Below are 16,933 nucleotides of genomic sequence, written 5' to 3'. Positions count from 1 at the left end.
AAGCGCATTCCCGCGGAATTCCTTGCCGGAATTCCGCGGGAATGCGTTTCCTGCCCGACACGGACAGGGGCCGCCTGCCGTGGACGTGGCTAGAACGGCTCGAAGTCGTCGTACTCCCGCTGGACCTCGTCGCGTTCGGCCTGGCGGTCGCGGCGGCGCTGGGCGGCCGGGCGGGGGGCGTCGAAGCGGTGGTCCTCGCCGCGCCGGCCGAGCATCTCCGCGCCGGCCATCGCGGTCGGCTCCCAGTCGAAGACGACCGCGTTCTCCTCGGGTCCGATGGCGACGCCGTCGCCGGAGCGGGCGCCGGCCTTCATCAACTCCTCCTCGACACCGAGGCGGTTGAGCCGGTCGGCGAGGTAGCCGACGGCCTCGTCGTTGTTGAAGTCGGTCTGCCGGACCCAGCGTTCGGGCTTCTCACCGCGCACGCGGAAGAACGGCTCGCCGCCGACCTCCTCGCGGGTGACGGTGAAGCCCGCGTCGTCCACGGCCTTGGGCCGGATGACGATCCGGGTCGCCTCCTCCTTCGGCTTGGCGGCCCGCGCCTGGGCGACGAGGTCGGCGAGCGCGTACGACAGTTCCTTCAGCCCCATGTGCGCGACGGCCGACACCTCGAAGACGCGGTAGCCGCGCGCCTCCAGGTCGGGCCGCACCATCTCGGCGAGGTCCTTGCCGTCGGGCACGTCGATCTTGTTCAGGACGACCATGCGGGGGCGGTCGCCGAGACCGCCGTACTGCCGCAGTTCCTCCTCGATGATGTCGAGGTCGGAGACGGGGTCGCGGTCGGACTCCAGCGTCGCGGTGTCCAGCACGTGCACCAGCACGCTGCACCGCTCGACGTGCCGCAGGAACTCAAGACCGAGCCCCTTGCCCTGGCTGGCGCCCGGGATGAGCCCCGGCACGTCGGCGATGGTGTAGACGGTCGATCCGGCGGTGACGACGCCGAGGTTCGGGACGAGGGTGGTGAAGGGGTAGTCGGCGATCTTCGGCTTGGCGGCGGAGAGCACGGAGATCAGCGAGGACTTGCCCGCGCTGGGGTAGCCGACGAGGGCCACGTCCGCGACGGTCTTCAGCTCCAGGACGACGTCCTGGAGGTCCCCCGGCTCGCCGAGCAGCGCGAACCCGGGTGCCTTGCGGCGCGCGGAGGCGAGGGCGGCGTTGCCGAGCCCGCCGCGTCCGCCCTGGGCGGCGACGTACGACGTGCCGTGCCCGACCAGGTCCGCGAGCACGTTGCCGGCCTTGTCCAGGACGACGGTCCCGTCCGGCACGGCGAGGACGAGGTCCTGCCCGTCCTTGCCGCTGCGGTTGCCGCCCTCACCGGGCTTGCCGTTGGTGGCCTTGCGGTGCGGGGAGTGGTGGTAGTCGAGGAGGGTCGTCACGGACTGGTCGACGGTGAGGATGATGTCACCGCCGCGTCCGCCGTTCCCGCCGTCGGGCCCGCCGAGCGGCTTGAACTTCTCACGGTGGACGGAGGCACAGCCGTGGCCTCCGTTACCCGCGGCGACGTGCAGCTCGACGCGGTCCACGAAGGTGGTCATGGTGGGGTGCCTCCAGAGACGTACGATCGATTTTCTGTCTTAACACGCGAAAGGCGGACCCGCCTTCCCGATGGGGAAGTGAGGTCCGCCTCGCGAAAGCTTCCGATCAGGCGACCGGAACGATGTTCACGACCTTGCGGCCACGGTGGGTGCCGAACTGCACCGCACCGGCCTGCAGGGCGAACAGCGTGTCGTCGCCGCCACGGCCGACGCCGGCGCCCGGGTGGAAGTGGGTGCCGCGCTGGCGGACCAGGATCTCACCCGCGTTGACGGCCTGACCGCCGAAGCGCTTCACGCCGAGCCGCTGGGCATTGGAGTCGCGACCGTTCCGGGTGGACGATGCGCCCTTCTTGTGTGCCATGTCTCCTCAGTCCCTTACTTCGCAGCCGCGGGGATCTCAGTGACCTTGATCGCCGTGTACTGCTGGCGGTGGCCCTGACGACGGCGGTAGCCGGTCTTGTTCTTGTAGCGCAGAATGTCGATCTTCTGGCCCTTGTGGTGGTCCACGACCTCGGCCTGGACCTTGATGCCGGCCAGCACCCACGGGTCGCTGGTCACAGCGTCGCCGTCGACGACGAGCAGGGTCGAGAGCTCGACCGTGTCGCCGACCTTGGCGGTGGAAATCTTGTCAACCTCAACGATGTCGCCGACAGCAACCTTGTGCTGGCGACCACCGCTGCGCACGATGGCGTACACGCGGATCTCACTCTCACTCGAAGAACGGCACCCCCGCAGGCCAGCCGCCCGGCCAAGAACACGGACGACCTCTCCCGGCCACCGAGGCACCCGGAAGGAAGAGGTTTACGGGGATGTGGCGGCCCCTGTGGACACGCCGACGGTCAAGGTTACGGGGCCCGGCTTGAGGGGTCAAACCGGGCCCGTCGGCCCCTGAGCTCTACCTCGGGGAGTCGCCGAAGCGGCGGAGCTCCACCTGTATCCCGCGCTGACGGGCGAAATCCGCGATCCCATCCACGGCATCCGTCAACGCGACCATGAGCTTCGGCAGCTCACCGGCTCGCCGCTTCCCGTCGGGCGCGGCGTCCACCGCCCTCCAGGCAGCCTTGTACGCCTCCTCCAGTGGGGTGATCTTCTCGTCGAGGGCGACGATGTCGTCCAGCCCGAGGCCCGGCTGATGGCGCTGCGCCGCCATGTCCAGCTGAGCGGTGACCGAGATGAGATCACCGACCAACCTCACATGGGCCACCCCGATCTTCCCGCTGAGCAGGATCTCGGCCAGCACCGCGTTCGCGTTCTCTTCTCCGTCCAGCATTTCTTCCCCGTTCAGAGGTCTCTTGCCATTCTGGCAAGTCTCGCGGCTCCGGCTCTGCCCCCGGGTATGTCGACCCCGCCGGCTCTCAGCACGCCCACGCAGTAGGTGACACAGCTGTTACTTCCCGTGCTGTAAGGGCCGAGGTCAGCGCCGACGGATCTTATCTGGGCCCTCATGGCCGCTCGGGCGTCGGGCAGCCGGAACGTCAGTTGCCGCGTGTTCGGCCCCAGCGGCTCGCTGACCACCTGGGCCGTAGTGTCGTAGCCGGTCGGGTCCGCGCCCTCAGGCCCCATGTGCACCTGTTCCGTCTCGAGCGCACGCCCATCGTCCAGTTCTACCTTGATGGTGGCGTGGTTCGCGTCATCGTCCCAGTTGACGGTGGCCGTCCCTCCGCAGTTGTGCACCAGCAGCGAGGTATTCCCCGCGTGCACGTAATACGTGTGGACGTCCTCGATCGTCAGGTCGTGCGTGCGCTGGCGCTTGTCGAAGGTGTGGACGGCCGTGAGTTCGACCGCCTCGCCGCTCACCGTGTGCAGGCGCATGCCCGGTTCGAGGTCACCGGCCTCGATCCAGGCCTGCTCGGAGTCCGACCAGAAGGGGTGGGTCGTGGTGGAGACCAACTTCTCGGACTTGCCGGAGACACCCTTGATCGTCAGGTCGACGAAGTGCTTGTCGTCCTCGGTGACGATCGTGCCCACGACCTCGCGGACCGTCGTACCGCCCGTCTTCGGATCGGTGACGATGATTTTGTCACCGAGCCTCACCTTCTCGATCGGCTTGGTCTTGCCGTTGGCCAACAACACCTTCGTGCCCGGCAGGAAGCTGTGCTTGCCCTCATCCGGGCACGAGCCGCTCTCCTCGTTCTTCTTCCGTTTCTTGAGGGCCTCGGCCGCCTTCTTTCTGGCGTCCTTCAGTTTCTCCCCGGCCTTGGCCATCCCCGCGGTCGCTTTGCTGACCGCCTTGTTGGCCTTCCACAGGCTCTTGACGCCGCCGATCAGGTCTCCGACCAGGCCGGTGATCCGCTTGGCGAGGCGGTAGCCCTTGGCCCAGTTCCACGGCGCGCCGTACTTGGCGAGGACCTTGCCCGCCAGGCCGCCCGCGAAGCTGCCGGCGATGTTGAGCAGCGTCTCTCCGCAGGATCCGACATCACCGGTGGAGATGCAGTCCAGGGCCGCGTCGACGCCGAGGATGTCCCGGGCGATCTTCACCAGGGCCTTGCCCGCGGACTTGATCCGCTGCTTCGCCGCGGCCTGCTGGCCCTGCGCCTGCGTGACCTTCCAGGAAGCCAGGTCGTAATCGGACTGCGCCTTCTCGACCTTCGTCTTCGGGTAGTACGGCTGGCCGCCGCGGCACTCGATCAGGCCCTCCCGGCACTCCGGGATGATCAGGCCGCTGGGGTCGGCGTGCGTGACCGGCGAGTTGTTCGCGTACGCGTAGCCGTTGATCTGCTGCGGCTGCGTGTAGTCGATGATCGGGTCGACGGATATGAACTTGCCGATCGCCGGGTCGTACTCGCGCGCCCCCAGGTGGGTCAGGCCGGTCGAGGCGTCGATCGTGCCGCCGACGTAGCCCTTCTCCCCCGGCCAGGTGCCCGTCTTCTCCCCGCGGTCCACTCCGTAGGGGTCGAAGCGGCGCTGACTGATCGCGCCGGTCGTGGCATCGATCGCCACCTCGCCCGTGCCGTGGTGGTCGGAGGCGATGAAGGACACCTTGGCAGCGGTGCGGACCGCGACGGTCTGGCCGCCGTACTCGTAGTAGCGGGTGGCCTCCTTCTTGGTGCCGTCCGCGGACAGTTTCAGCTCCGTGCCGGGCAGGTAGACCGTCGTACCCGACGGGGCCTTGCGCACCAGGCGGTTGCCGGAGCCGTCGTAGAGGTAGCTGGTCTTCGAACCGTTCGCCTCGGTGGCCTCGTGCAGCTTGCCCTCGTCGGTCCAGGCAAGGGTCTGCGCATTCCCGCCGATCGTGCGCTTGGTGGTGTTGCCCGAGTCGTCGTACTCGTACGTCGACTGCCGGTCGCCCGTCGGGGTCTTCTCCACGATCTTGGTGACCTGGTGCGGGCCGTCGCCCAGCGTGCCCGCGGTGCCGTATTCGTAGCTGCGGGTGATGTTCTTCGACGCGTCCAGGCCTGTGTCGTGGATCGTCTCCGAAACGCGGTTGCCGATGGCGTCGGTCTCGTAGGACTTCCAGTACGGTGCCGGGCCGCCCAGTGCGTTCGAGCCGGCTGCGGAGTCACAGGCGGCCGGGCCGCTGCCGTCCACCGGGGTGGCGGAGCCGCGCGTGCCCATGCCGGCCGCGCTCGTCACGGTGGCCTGCGGGGTCCAGGCGTCCTTCAGGCGCTGCCGGGTGTCGTAGGCGAAGCACTGCATGTCCGGCGAGGCGGTGTCGGCGGTGTCCGCGATCGACAGGACGTTGCCTGCCTGGTCGTAGGAGTAGCGCGAGTCCTTCGCCGGGGCGGTCGCGCCGTGGACGTCGACCACCGAGCGGGTGAGACGGTCGGTCCCCTTCTCGTAGCTGTAGGTCTGCCAGACCTTCTTGCCGCTGCCGGTGGACAGCTCCAGCTGCTGCAGCAGGCTCTTGCCGGAGTAGACGGTGTCGGTGACGTACGGGGTGGAACCCTTCATCGTCGTCGGGCGCTGCAGGGCGTCGTAGGTGTAGGTGAGCGCCTCCGCCGGCAGATCGCCGATGGCCGGCAGACCACTGCTCTGGAGCGTGCCGTCCCGGTTGTAGGTGGAGGTGAAGACGTAGGTGCCGGCCAGGTCACCCTGTGAGGCGGGGACCTGGTAAGCGGTCTTCAGCGGGCGGTAGAAGTCGTCCATCGACTGGATTGCCGTGGCGAAGTAGTCGGTCGACGAGGTGTAGTTGAGGAAGCCGTAGGCGTGGCCCAGCCAGCCCGCCTTGTCGTACCGGGTCTCGGTGAGCTTGGTGCCCGTGGTGGCGTCGCCCCGCCAGGTGGTCAGGACACGGCCGAGGCTGTCGTAGACCGTGGAGTTCTTCTTGTTCCGGCCGTCGTACGAGGCGACCGGGCGGTCCAGCACGTCGTACTCCGTGCGTGACGTGCCCGCGTCGGGGTCGACCGACTTGGTCTTGCGACCCAGCTGGTCGTACTCGTAGCGCCACACATTGCCCTTGGCGTCCGTGACCGTCTCGAGCTGACCCGCCACGGTGTACGTGTACTTGGTGGAGTCATAGGGAACGCCCGCCGCCGGGGAGGCGCCCCGGTAGTGACGGATCTCGGAGACGTTGCCCTGGCCGTCGGTGACCGTCGTGGTGGGCACGCCGCCGACCGGCGGGTCGACGTGGGTCAGTTCACCCTCGTAGGAGGTCGTGGTGCGCCACTGCTCGCCGCCGCCGACCGCGAAGATCTGCATGGTGGGCCGGCCCAGGCCGTCGTACCGCATCAGGCTCTGCTGGCCGACCTCGCCGTTGACGACGATCAGCAGCTCGGCCGAGGGCGCGCCCGCCGCGTTGTACGTGGCGTTGGTCTTCTTGACGTTGCCCGTGCCGTCGTACCAGGTGTCGGCGACCATGCGGGTGCCGTCCAGGCCCTCGGTCTGGATCTGGCGCGGCCGGAGCAGGGCGTCGTAGAGCTGGTACTCGCTGCCGTAGGACCCGTCGTTCTCGATCTTCTCGGTCTTGATCGAGGTGACCTTGTCCTTGCGGACGTCATACGCGTACTTGATGCTCGGCGTCTGTTTGCTCTGCCGGTCCGGCAGCCACACCGACGTCAGGCGGCCCATCGCGTCGTAGGCGAGGTCGGTGCGCTTGCCGTTGGGGTCGGTCTGGCCCTTGGACATGCCCCAGGCGGGCTCGTAGTCCGTGGTGGTGACGTGACCGGCGGCGTTGGTGACGGCGGTCTTCGTCAGCAAACCGTTGGTCTCGGTGTAGGCGGTCTTCGTCTCGTTCTGCTTGGCGTCCTTCTGGGACAGCGGGCGGCCGAAGGCGTCGTAGGTCGTGACGCCGGTGACCTGGTACGTCGCGGCGGTGCCGTTGTGCGACGTCATCCGCTCGGTCTTCGTCGCGTCACCCTTGGTGGGAGCCGCGCCGAAGGCTCCGCCGTCGTAGGAGGTGCGCTCGTCGGCCAGGACCTGCGTCTTGCGGTCGGGGGTGGCGGAGCACTTCACCGACACCGACTCACTGCGCGCGGGCAGGGAGAGGATGTTCTTCGCGGTGTTGTCCGCGTAGGTGGTGCGGGTGCAGGAGTCGTCCTTGGCGGTGGAGACATCGCCCTGGTCGTCGACCGTCAGCACCCGGCCGGTGCCGTTCGACGTGTCGTACGTGGTGGTGGAGCTGGTCTCCTGCCAGGTCCCGTCCGCCTTCAGGCTGAAGCCGCGGCCGGTCTGGGTGCGCACGATCACCGCGCGGGTGGTGCCCCAGTCGCGGGTCTGGGTCGCGGAGTTGTGCTTCCAGGGCGTGTTGATCGTCTTGGCGACCAGCTTGGGACCGTCGTAGGTGGCGACCTCCAGCTCGTGACCGGTGAATTCCTCCTCGTCCTTGTACGACGCGCCCGTGGAGTCCTTGACCGTCACCGAGCGGACGCCCCCGGACGGGTCCTTGTCTCCGTCCATGCCCTGGAGGAACGTGTAGTCGACGCGGGTCTTCTGCTCGTCGGCCGTGCCGCTGGTGACCTTGACCTTGCCGTAGCCCTGCCAGCCGCCCCAGGTGAGGTACTTCTCGTCGGTGATGCCGTCCGGCTTCGCCTTACGCCAGGCGGCGTCGCCCTGGTACTCGTAGCGGGTGACCATGCCGTCGCTGCCGCCGGTGCGGTCGGTCTCGATGACCGCGGCGACGACGTACTTGTGGAACCAGTCGGTGATCGGGTCGATCGAGCCGGGCGGTGCCCACTTCACCGGGTAGCAGCGCCTGGTCGACTCGCCGGGCTTGGGCAGCGTCGCCTTGGTGCAGTCGGCGGGCGCGTAGTTGACGTCGAGCTGGGCGCCGGTCTCGCTGAGCACGGCGGAGAGCCGGTAGCGGTGGAAGGGCGCGATGTTGTCGCCGATCGCGTCGACGCGGTTGGCGAGCTGTTCGCCGAAGAGGTCCACCGAGGGCAGCTTCACCGCGGTGGTGCCGGCGCGGCCCTCGTGCTCGATCTTCGACAGCCAGAGGGTCTTGGAGTCGTCGCCGTTGTCGGTGAACAGGTGCGTCAGGATCCAGGCGTCCACATCCTGGTAGGACGTGGCGTCCTTGCGCATCTGGGTGACGACCGAGGTCAGTCGCTTGGTGGTGAAGAACGTCTGCACCGGCGAGGTGCACTTCGTGCTCGCCTTGCACTCCTGGTCGACCGGGACGTCCGGCCAGCGGGCGGCGTTGGCCTTGGTGCGCTTGCTCTCCGCGCAGTCGAATGCGTCGGTGGGCAGGCAGCGTTCGGCGGTGTTGAAGACGATGCGGGCCGGGGCCTTGGCGGCGTAGACCTTGCCGTCCTGCTGGCCGTAGTCGATGCGCTTGAGCCAGCCGCCGCGGTGGTACGCGGTGCCGTTGACGTCCGTCTTGCCGTTCAGCGCGTAGTGGTTGGTCTCGCGCTCGTAGAAGTAGGACATCACGTTGCCGTGGGTGTCCTTGACGTAGTCCAGGCTCCAGCGCCATGCCTGCTGGCAGTGGGCGTTGGCGAAGGTGGCGTTGTAGCAGGGTTCGCCGGAGTCGTCGCCGAAGACCGGCGCGGTCCAGACGGACTTGGTCTCCTCGTTGCCCGTGGCCCAGCCCGGCAGGCGGTTCCGGCCGAAGTAGTACTCGGTGCCGTCCGAGGTGGTGATGCGCCAGTACTCGCCGTCGTTGTCGCCGTTGGTGGCGCCGGTCAGCTTCTCGACCTTGCTGCCGTCGTCGGACGACATGTGCCACTTGCCGGTGGTGTCGTCCTTGACCAGCTCACCGGAGGTGCCGTTGAGCATGACCGTGGCGTTCTCGAATGCCCAGCACTGCTCACCCGAGTTGGCGTGACCGTCGTCGGAGCAGGGCTTGTAGCGGCGCTCGATGTAGCCGGGGTCGTAGGAGAAACCCTCACCGATCCACGAGCCCTGGTTGTTGGTGACCGAGGTGCGGCCGTCCGCCGACTGGGAGGAGTAGCCGAGGCCGACGGTCGGGGTCAGACCGCCCGGGGTCGGAACGGAGCGGAAGGGATAGTTCCAGCTGAAGGCACCCGAGGAGGTGGCGACGCTCCAGCTCGCCGACGGGGACAACGCCGTCGCCTTGTACGTCCCCTGCGCGCCCGACGGCCCCGCCGCGACCGCGACCAGGGAGGTCGCGTCGGCGGCCATGGTGGAGGCGCCCTCCGCGGGGGCCGGGGCGGCCGTGACGTCGGCGGAGACCGTGCCGGTCTTCACGTCGTTGACCGTGGGCAGCACCTTGGGCTGCTCGGGGCAGGCCTTGCTGCCGGGCGCGGCGACGGTGGCGCAGGCGGGGAGCTGGACCAGCCGGAGGCGGGAGGCGTAGGAGCCGCCGAAGCCCTCGGCGAACTCCGAGTAGTCCACGGTCAGGCGGACCTTCGCAGCCGCCTTGCCGTCGCCGTCGGCGCGCTCGACGCCCAGCAGGACGCCCGCGCCGAGCGCTGCGGCACGCGCGGGGTCGAGGACGTCCACGCGGACCTTGCCGGCGGACCGCGCGGACTGCGCGGCCTTCGCCTTGCTCTTGGCCACGGACGTCGCCGCGCCGACCGTGACCGGCAGCCCGCCGACCTCGGTCGGACCGGCGGCGCCCACGGTCAGCTCGGCGCCGCCCTGCCGGGGCCACGCCGCCTTGTCGAGGGCCTTGACCGCGGCTTCGCGGGCCGGGTCGGAGGGGCGGGGCTTCGCTTTGGCCGGGGTTCCCTTGGCGGGATCCCCGTCGTCCTGGACGCCGGGGCGGCTGGTGCGGCCCCGGTTCCCGTCGTCGAGCGCCACTGCCTGGACCGTCGACGCGGACAGCGCGAGCGAGAGCCCGAGCACTGTCGCGACGACCGTCGGTCTGGGCATGCGGCGGCTCAGTGAGCGGCCACGGAAGAGCATCCGTCTACTTCCTGATCGTAGGGGGTGGGAGAGAAGAGGAGGCAGGACAGGTGTGCCGGGCCCTTCCGGACCCGGCACACCTCATCTGTGACGGTGGGTCACATGTCAGGGAGGGCCGTCAGGGCGGCCATCTGCTGCACCGCGACCTGGTCGGCCGCGCCGCTGTACGCGCGCACCTCGTCGATCGCGCCGGCGAAGTACTCGCTCTCCCCGAGCAGCGAACGGCCCACCTGCAGACCGCCGGTGGCGGACCAGAGGGTGGCGTCCTCGCCGTGGGCGCCGGCCACGAGCTGGCCGTCGACGTACAGCCGGAGGGAGTTGGCGAAGGCGTCGTAGACGACCGCGAGGTGCTGGCCGGAGCCGCCGGTGTCGGGCAGCGACTGGTCGTCGGTGAAGGTGACGACCTCGGGGGCGGCCGCGTCGGTCCGGGCCACCGCCAGCTCCCACTGCTGCGTCGCGGCCTGGTAGCGGACCTGGACGCGGTTGGCGTGGGCGCCCGGCAGGGAGAGCACCGTCTGCGACTTCTCCGGGTCCAGCGAGGTGAGCTGGGCGCGGGCGGACACGGTGAAGCTGCTGTTGCCGGTGACCGGGGCGGTGGCGGTGGACGCGTAGTCCCCGTCGCCGTCCAGGACGAGGTTGCCGTCGCCGACCAGGGCCGCGATGTCGAACAGCGGGTCGGCCGGGCGGTAGACGGAGGCGTTGCCGGCGAGGGTCAGTGCCTGTCCGCCGCCGGTCTCCGCGGACGCTCCGCTCGCGGCCTCGTCGAGCTGCCAGTAGCCCTTGCGTTCCGGCTTGACGGTCATCAGCTCGGCCACCTGGGACGCCGGCAGGACCCGGTCGAAGACGCGGACCTCGGAGAGGTCACCGGTGAAGTGGTCCCGGTAGCCGCTCTTGGCCGTGGACCGGCCGATCTGGAGCGGTCCGTACGACTTCCAGGCGGAGCGGCGCTGCGCGGCGGCCTTCGAGTCCTTGTTGACGTAGAGCCTCAGTTCCGGGCCGCCGGCCTTCTGGGCGTCGTACACGCCGGTCAGCAGCACCCACTGGTCCTTGACCACCGAGGTGGTGGTGGCGACGGCCTTCCACTCCCCCAGCGAGTCCACGTCGTTGACCGGGACGGAGAACTTCCAGGCCTTGGCGGCCGCGTCGTAGCCGAGGGTGAAGCCGGGCTCGCCGGTGCCGTCCTGGCTGACGACCGTCATGTCCCGATCGAGCGCGGTGGGCCGTACCCAGGCGCTGACGCTGAAGCTCCTGGCGGTGTCCAGCACGGTCTCGCTGACGTCGAGGTAGGCGTCGGCGCTGCCGTCGAGGTGGGCGGCCTGGTCCGCCTTGCCGCCGGGGCCGTCCACGCCGAAGGTGACGGCGGTGCCGGCGGTCGCCGAGAACTCGCCGCTCTCGTCGTGGGCCTCGGTGCCGTCGGCCGGGTCGGCGAGGTTCCACTGGGCGACGACGGGGCTGCCCTCGCTCACCAGGAAGTCGTACAGCGTGCTGCTGGCGTGGCCCGCCTTGTCGACGGCGATCACTTCCAGCACCTGGCGCCCGGAGCGGGTCGGCATCCACTGCGTCGTCACCTGGCCGCCGGCCTTGGCCGGGGTCAGCGTGGCGAGCGCGGCGCCGTTGAAGCCGTACTGGTACTTGACGACGTCGGTGTCCGGGATGGCGTCGTTGGGGTTGGGCGAGAAGGTGAAGGTGCCGTAGGTGCCCACGCCGTCGTGGTAGACGGTGTCGGACGGGTACTCCTTGGACAGCACCAGCGGCTTGCCGGGCCAGGTCTTGTCGTAGACGAACTCGCAGCGCTGGGCGGGGTCGCCCGCCGAGCTCCAGGGGCCGTAGCCGTCCCCGTCGGTGGCCCGTGCGCTCCAGTAGATGACGGTGTTCTGCGGGATGGACGACTTGACGGTGTGCTCGAACTTGTTGCCGGCGGTCGGGGAGAGCCAGTCACGGCTGAGATACGTGTAGGACTTGGCTTCCTTGGTGGTGGGGTCGGTCCACTCCACCTTGAACTCGACCTTCACCTTGTCGGTCTTGCCGTTGCCGTGGTCCGGGTCGCTGGCGATGGCCTTCAACGTCGGCGGCCGGTCGGCGGTCGGACGGCCCGCACCCCACTTGCACAGACCGCCCGGGTCCGTGGACATGTCCGCGGTCCGGATCTGCCGGGGCAGGTTGTTGTACTTGATCGACAGGAAGGCGTTGCCGCAGATCCGCTTCCACTCGGCGAAGCGGGACTCGTCGGCCGCGCGCAGACCCAGCGTCATCGAGTTCCAGCCGTCCGCGGCCGCGGTCTTGATCTCGCTGGTCAGCTCGCCGGTCGCGCCGGCCTCGAAGTGCAGGTTGGGTCCGCTGGAGCAGGAGGTCGGGGAGATGGCCTTGTCGACGGTCCCGATGTGGTCGTCCCAGTCGTCCGAGGTGTTGGACCAGTTGCTGGACGAGTTGATCGTGTAGTTCTTGCCGCCGATCCGGTACAGCCGGATGGGCTCCGCGGTCGGCTTCGCGCTGTAGATGTGCTCCACCCGGGCGGAGAAGGTGGCGCCCATGATCTGCTTCCCCTTGTAGAAGGAGAGCGGCATGGTGAACAGCACGCGGCGGGAGCCGACGCCGTTGCAGGAGACGGGGTTGTAGTCGGTGGGGCACTTGCCGACTCCGGCGCTGCCCGAGTACTTCCAGTCCTGCTCGCCCGGGATGCCGGACATGACGCCGGTCCAGGCGCTGCGGGACGTGGTCCGCTGGATGGGGTCGATGACGACGGGGAAAACGGTGTCCTCGCCCCGGAGCAGCTTCTGGTCGGGGATGAGGCTGAGCCGGCCCTTGGCGACCTCGACGTCCAGCGGGGCGACACGGCCGCCGCCGCCGGGCCCGTCCAGGGCGGGGCGGGGGGCGGCCTGCGGGCCGGGGGTGGCAGCGGCTGTCTCCGCGACCCCGGTCGCCCCGGCCGCCTCCGCCGCCCCGGTCGCCCCGGCCATCGCGGCCTTCAGCGCCTTCGCGACGGCCTTCGGGCCCTGCTGCCCGGCCGCCGTCTCCTTGACGGCGGCCGAGTCCCACATGGCCGGCTTGCCGGCCTCGAACACGGTGCCGCCGACGACGGCGTCCTCGGCGACGATCGCGCCGGTGGCGTCCTCCGCGACCTTCAGACCGTCGGTCCTCATGCCCAGGTCGAGACGGGCGAGCCGCGGGTCGGCCGCCGCCTCGGGCGTCTTGACGACGAGCAGGTGGCCGAAGCCGTCGGTCTCGGCGCGTACGGCCAGGTCCACGCCCGGCAGCACCTCGGCGTAGGTGGCGGTGTCGCCGTCGACCTCCGGCTCGGGCAGGGCGCCGTACGGCCAGGACAGGGCGAACTCACGGCCCGCCCGCTGCATCGTCACGAACGGCTTGCCCGCCTGCCCGGCGGAGAAGGCCAGGTCGACGGTGGCGGCCTTCGGGCCCCAGGTGCCGTCGGCCCGCTTCACCAGCGTCGGATCGACCTTGACCCACGTGCCGCCCTGGACGGTGCGGACGGGCTCGGTGTACTCACGGGCGGTGAAGGTTCCGTCGGGCTCGGCGAAGATCTCGCGGCGCTCGCCGCGCAGCCCGACGACCTCGGTCCTCCTGCCGCTCTCCTGGGCCGCGGCGAGCGCCTGCTGCTCGGTCACCATGGGCTGTTCGGCCGCGACCGGTGTCTGCCGCGCCGGGTCACCGCCGCCGGGAAGGGCGACGACCACTCCCGCCACCACCGCTCCGGCGACGGCGGCCGCCATGGCCGCGCGCAGCGCGACGGCACGCCGTACGGGTCTGTGTCTGTCTGCGGACACGCGTCCACTCTCCAGTCGGTTCATGTCTGTCCCACCCCTGCGGCCGCCGACCGCGTCGTCTCCTCTGAAGGCCGTCATCGGACCGTCGCGCCGAAGGCGGTGCCGGTCGCCGGGATGCCGCCCTCGCCGGGCTTGAGCGTCACCGTCGGTGCTCCGCCGGAGGCCACGTTCCACGGGAAGCCGTGCACCGCGCGACCGTCGGACGGGCCGTAGGGCATGCCGACGTACAGCAGCGACGGGCTGCCGCCGAGGCTGATGCCCGCGTAGGTGCGGGGTGCCGGACCGGAGGGGATTCCGTTGCCGGGCTCCAGCCAGGCGTCGGAGGCTCCGGGCGCCCCGATCGCCGGCAGGATCTGCACACCGCCCGCCTCGGGAGCTTCCTCCGTGGACTCCTCGCCGGGCACCCCGACGGCCAGACGCACGGTGGCCGCCGTACTCACCACGTTGGTGGCGGTGTTCACCGCCGCGAGCCGCTGACCGAAGAAGTCACCGGCCTCCGCCTCGCCCTCGACCCCGTCGATGTCCTGGTCGATCCAGTTCAGCAGCGCCACCGTGCCGTCCGCCTTGATGTGGTAAACGTGCACGGCTCCGGCGTCCACGGCGGTGCCGAGATCCTCACCGGGTACGCCGATGGCCAGGATCGAGTCGGTGATCGTGGGCGCCCCCTGAGGGCGGTAGGGGGCCATGGCGACCGCGGCTCCGAAGCGGTCGTCGGTCTGGGCCGCGATGTTCGGCCCGGGCACGCGTCCCTGTCCCATCCCGAAGAGGGGATCGGGGATGCCGAGCTCGTTGATCGACGGCCGGAACGCCACCACGGCGCCCGCGAACGCGACCGTCCCGATGCTCTCGCCGGGCGCGGAGACCACGAAGTGCCGGTCGGTGGCGGCGATCGCCGACCCGAAACGGTCGTACGGCTCCGCGTCCTCCCACACGCCGGTGGTGTCCTGGCTGACGGAGGCCGCCTGGTAGTCGGTGCCCCAGACGTAGCCGATCAGGCCCATGTCGGGGCCGCCGCCCCCGTCCTCGCCCGGGACCCCGATGACCAGGAACGGGTAGCCGGTCGGCGAGGTGCCGGCGGCGACCGCGTAGCCGAGCCAGTCCTCGGGCTCGGGCCCGCCGCCCAGGGGCTGGTTCGCCCCCTGGATGAAGCCCCTGCTGGGAAACTCCTGCCCGACCGCGGTGGTCGAGCCGTAGATGATCTGCACGTACCCCGCGTCACGGACGGTTCCCACGTCCTCGTACGGGATGCCGACGGCCAGATCGCTGCAGCCGTCCTTGTTCGCGTCGTACACCGCAAGCGAGAAGCCGAAGCGGTCGCCCGCCTCCGGGCCGTCCGCCACGTTCGGGGTGTCCTGGGATATCTCGACGACTCCCTTGCCGCCGCCGAGCACGATGTGGACCACGCCGGCCCGTTCCTGCCCCGCGACCGTGGCGTCGGGATCGGCTATGGCCGTGTCCCGTATCCCGTCCCCGTTGAAGTCGGACGGGGTGCCGGCGCAGGCGACCGCAGCCTCAGCGGGGGTTCCTCCGGTCCCCATGCCCCACGCCAGCAGCGTGGCCACCAGGGCGCCGGTGAGGCACCGCCGCCGAAACCGTCGCACGCGTGAGGCCGGCACGATTCCTTGTGCGGAACGGCCTGACGCCGCCTCGCGTCTGTCTGCGGACACCCGTCCACTCTCCGTTCGACCCATGTCTGTTCCATCCCTGCGGCCGGCCGCGTCGCTTTCCACAGATGCCGTCATCGGACCGTCGCGCCGAACGCGGTGTTGGCCGCCGGGATACCGCCCTCGCCGGGCTTGAGCGTCACCGTCGGTGCTCCGCCGGAGGCCACGTTCCACGGGAAGCCGTGCACCGCGCGGCCGTCGGCCGGGCCGTAGGGCATGCCGACGTACAGCAGGGAGGGGGTCGCGGCCAGGGAGAGGCCGGCGAGCTGACGGTGGTCGGGGATGCCTGGGATCCCGTAGCCGGGGTCGATCCACTCGTCGGAGGCGCCGGGCGGACCGATGAGCGGAAGGATGTGGACGCCGCCCTTGTCCCGGTGCTCCTCGGACGACTCCTCGCCGGGTACGCCGATGGCCAGTTTGGTGTTCGCGGCGGTGGAGGTGGCGTTCGGAGCGGTGCTGACCGCGGCGAGGTTCCGGCCGAAGAAGTCACCGGCCTCGGACTCCTCGGCCATGTCCGTGGTGTTCTGGTCGATCCAGGCGACCTCGTCGAAGGTGCCGTTCGCCGCGATCCGGAAGACCTGGACGGCGCCCGCGTCGACCGTCGTCGACAGGTCCTCGCCCGGGACGCCGACCGCGAGCAGCACCTGCGTGGTGGTGGTGGCGCCGGAAGACCGGTACGGAACCATCGCGAGCGCGGCGCCGAACTGGTCGCCGACCTCCTCGGCCCCACTGACCCCGTCCAGGTCCTGGGAGAGCCCGCCGAGCGGCTTGGGGTAGCCGGAGGTGAGCGTGTGGCTGAAGTACCCCGCGCCACCGGCGAAGGGGGTGGTGCCGATCGCCTCGCCGGGGTTGCCGACCGCGAAGTGGGTGGGGGTGGAGGCGATGCTGGAGCCGAAGCGGTCGTCCACCTCGGCCACGCCCGCCACGGCACCGGCCTTGTCGGTGTCCTGGTGGTTGAGGGTGGCCGTCTGCGCGGTGCCGCCGACGTAGTGGAAGCCGCCCGCGTCCTCGATGTCGCCGATCGACTCGCCGGGGCAGCCGATCACCAGGTAGGGCACGCCAGAGGCGGTCTTCCCCGCCGCGAGCGCGTAGCCGACCCAGTCCTCCGCCTCCGGGCCCCCGCCCAGCGGCTTGTCCGCGCCCTGGAGGAACTCCTTGACGGCCTTCCCGCCGCCCAGCCCGGAGGGGGAACCGTAGAGGAGTTGCACCACTCCGGCGTCGGGTACGGTCCCCAGGTCCTCGTACGGTGTGCCGATCACCAGGTCGCTGCAGCCGTCGAGGTCGGCGTCGTAGACGGCCAGCGCGTGCCCGAACCTGTCGCCCGTCTCGGGCCCGCCCGGGAGGCTGTCCAGGGCCTGGGAGACGGTCAGGGTGCCCTTGCCCCCGCCGTAGACGATGTGGACCTCGCCCGCGTCGCGGACCCCGGCCACCGTCGCCTCGGGGTCGGCGATGGCCGTGTCCCTGATGCCGTCGCCGTTGAAGTCGGAGTCGACGCCGGAGGGACAGGCGACGGCGGCCGCCGCGGGCGTACCACCGGTTCCCAGCCCGAACGTCAGCAACACTCCCACGAAGACGGCGACAGAGCTGTGCCGCCAGATTTTCCCCACCCTTGACACAGACGCCCCGTAAATAAGGAGGAATTAAAAGTCGAGCGATCATGGCTCCATGCGGAGTCGGCCTGCAATAGCCGGTCTCCCTTTGACGGCCA

8 protein-coding genes are annotated in these 16,933 nt (G+C 70.1%); all 8 read right to left on the bottom strand.

What is annotated here, in order from left to right:
• Positions 1 to 89 precede the first annotated feature (89 nt).
• Positions 90 to 1,535, bottom strand: a complete 1,446-nt coding sequence (gene obgE, locus ACZ434_RS02160) for a GTPase ObgE (protein ID WP_468450823.1) — start codon at positions 1,533 to 1,535, stop codon at positions 90 to 92.
• A 106-nt stretch (positions 1,536 to 1,641) separates the two neighbouring features.
• Entirely contained in the window at positions 1,642 to 1,896 is a 255-nt protein-coding gene (rpmA, locus tag ACZ434_RS02155) for a 50S ribosomal protein L27 (protein ID WP_003976205.1), read from the bottom strand.
• A gap of 14 nt (positions 1,897 to 1,910) precedes the next feature.
• A complete protein-coding gene (gene rplU, locus ACZ434_RS02150) occupies positions 1,911 to 2,231 on the bottom strand; it encodes a 50S ribosomal protein L21 (RefSeq protein ID WP_004931419.1) in 321 nt (106 codons plus the stop codon).
• Between the two features lie 199 nt (positions 2,232 to 2,430).
• Positions 2,431 to 2,805: a hypothetical protein gene (locus tag ACZ434_RS02145; protein ID WP_468450821.1), complete on the bottom strand. Its 375-nt coding sequence runs from the start codon at positions 2,803 to 2,805 to the stop codon at positions 2,431 to 2,433.
• Positions 2,806 to 2,816: 11 nt separating this feature from the next.
• Positions 2,817 to 9,746 (bottom strand): polymorphic toxin-type HINT domain-containing protein, encoded by a 6,930-nt coding sequence (locus ACZ434_RS02140; RefSeq protein WP_468450819.1) that lies wholly within the window; start codon positions 9,744 to 9,746, stop codon positions 2,817 to 2,819.
• 131 nt (positions 9,747 to 9,877) lie between these two features.
• A complete protein-coding gene (locus tag ACZ434_RS02135) occupies positions 9,878 to 13,561 on the bottom strand; it encodes a LamG domain-containing protein (protein ID WP_468450817.1) in 3,684 nt (1,227 codons plus the stop codon).
• Positions 13,562 to 13,635: 74 nt separating this feature from the next.
• A complete protein-coding gene (locus ACZ434_RS02130) occupies positions 13,636 to 15,177 on the bottom strand; it encodes a VCBS repeat-containing protein (RefSeq protein ID WP_468450815.1) in 1,542 nt (513 codons plus the stop codon).
• 122 nt (positions 15,178 to 15,299) lie between these two features.
• Complete coding sequence (locus tag ACZ434_RS02125; RefSeq protein ID WP_468450813.1) at positions 15,300 to 16,784, bottom strand: VCBS repeat-containing protein; 1,485 nt, start codon at positions 16,782 to 16,784, stop codon at positions 15,300 to 15,302.
• Between the last annotated feature and the right edge of the window lie 149 nt (positions 16,785 to 16,933).

The organism is Streptomyces sp. NPDC030893 (genome assembly GCF_055571535.1).
This window is presented reverse-complemented; position numbering and strand designations above follow the sequence as displayed.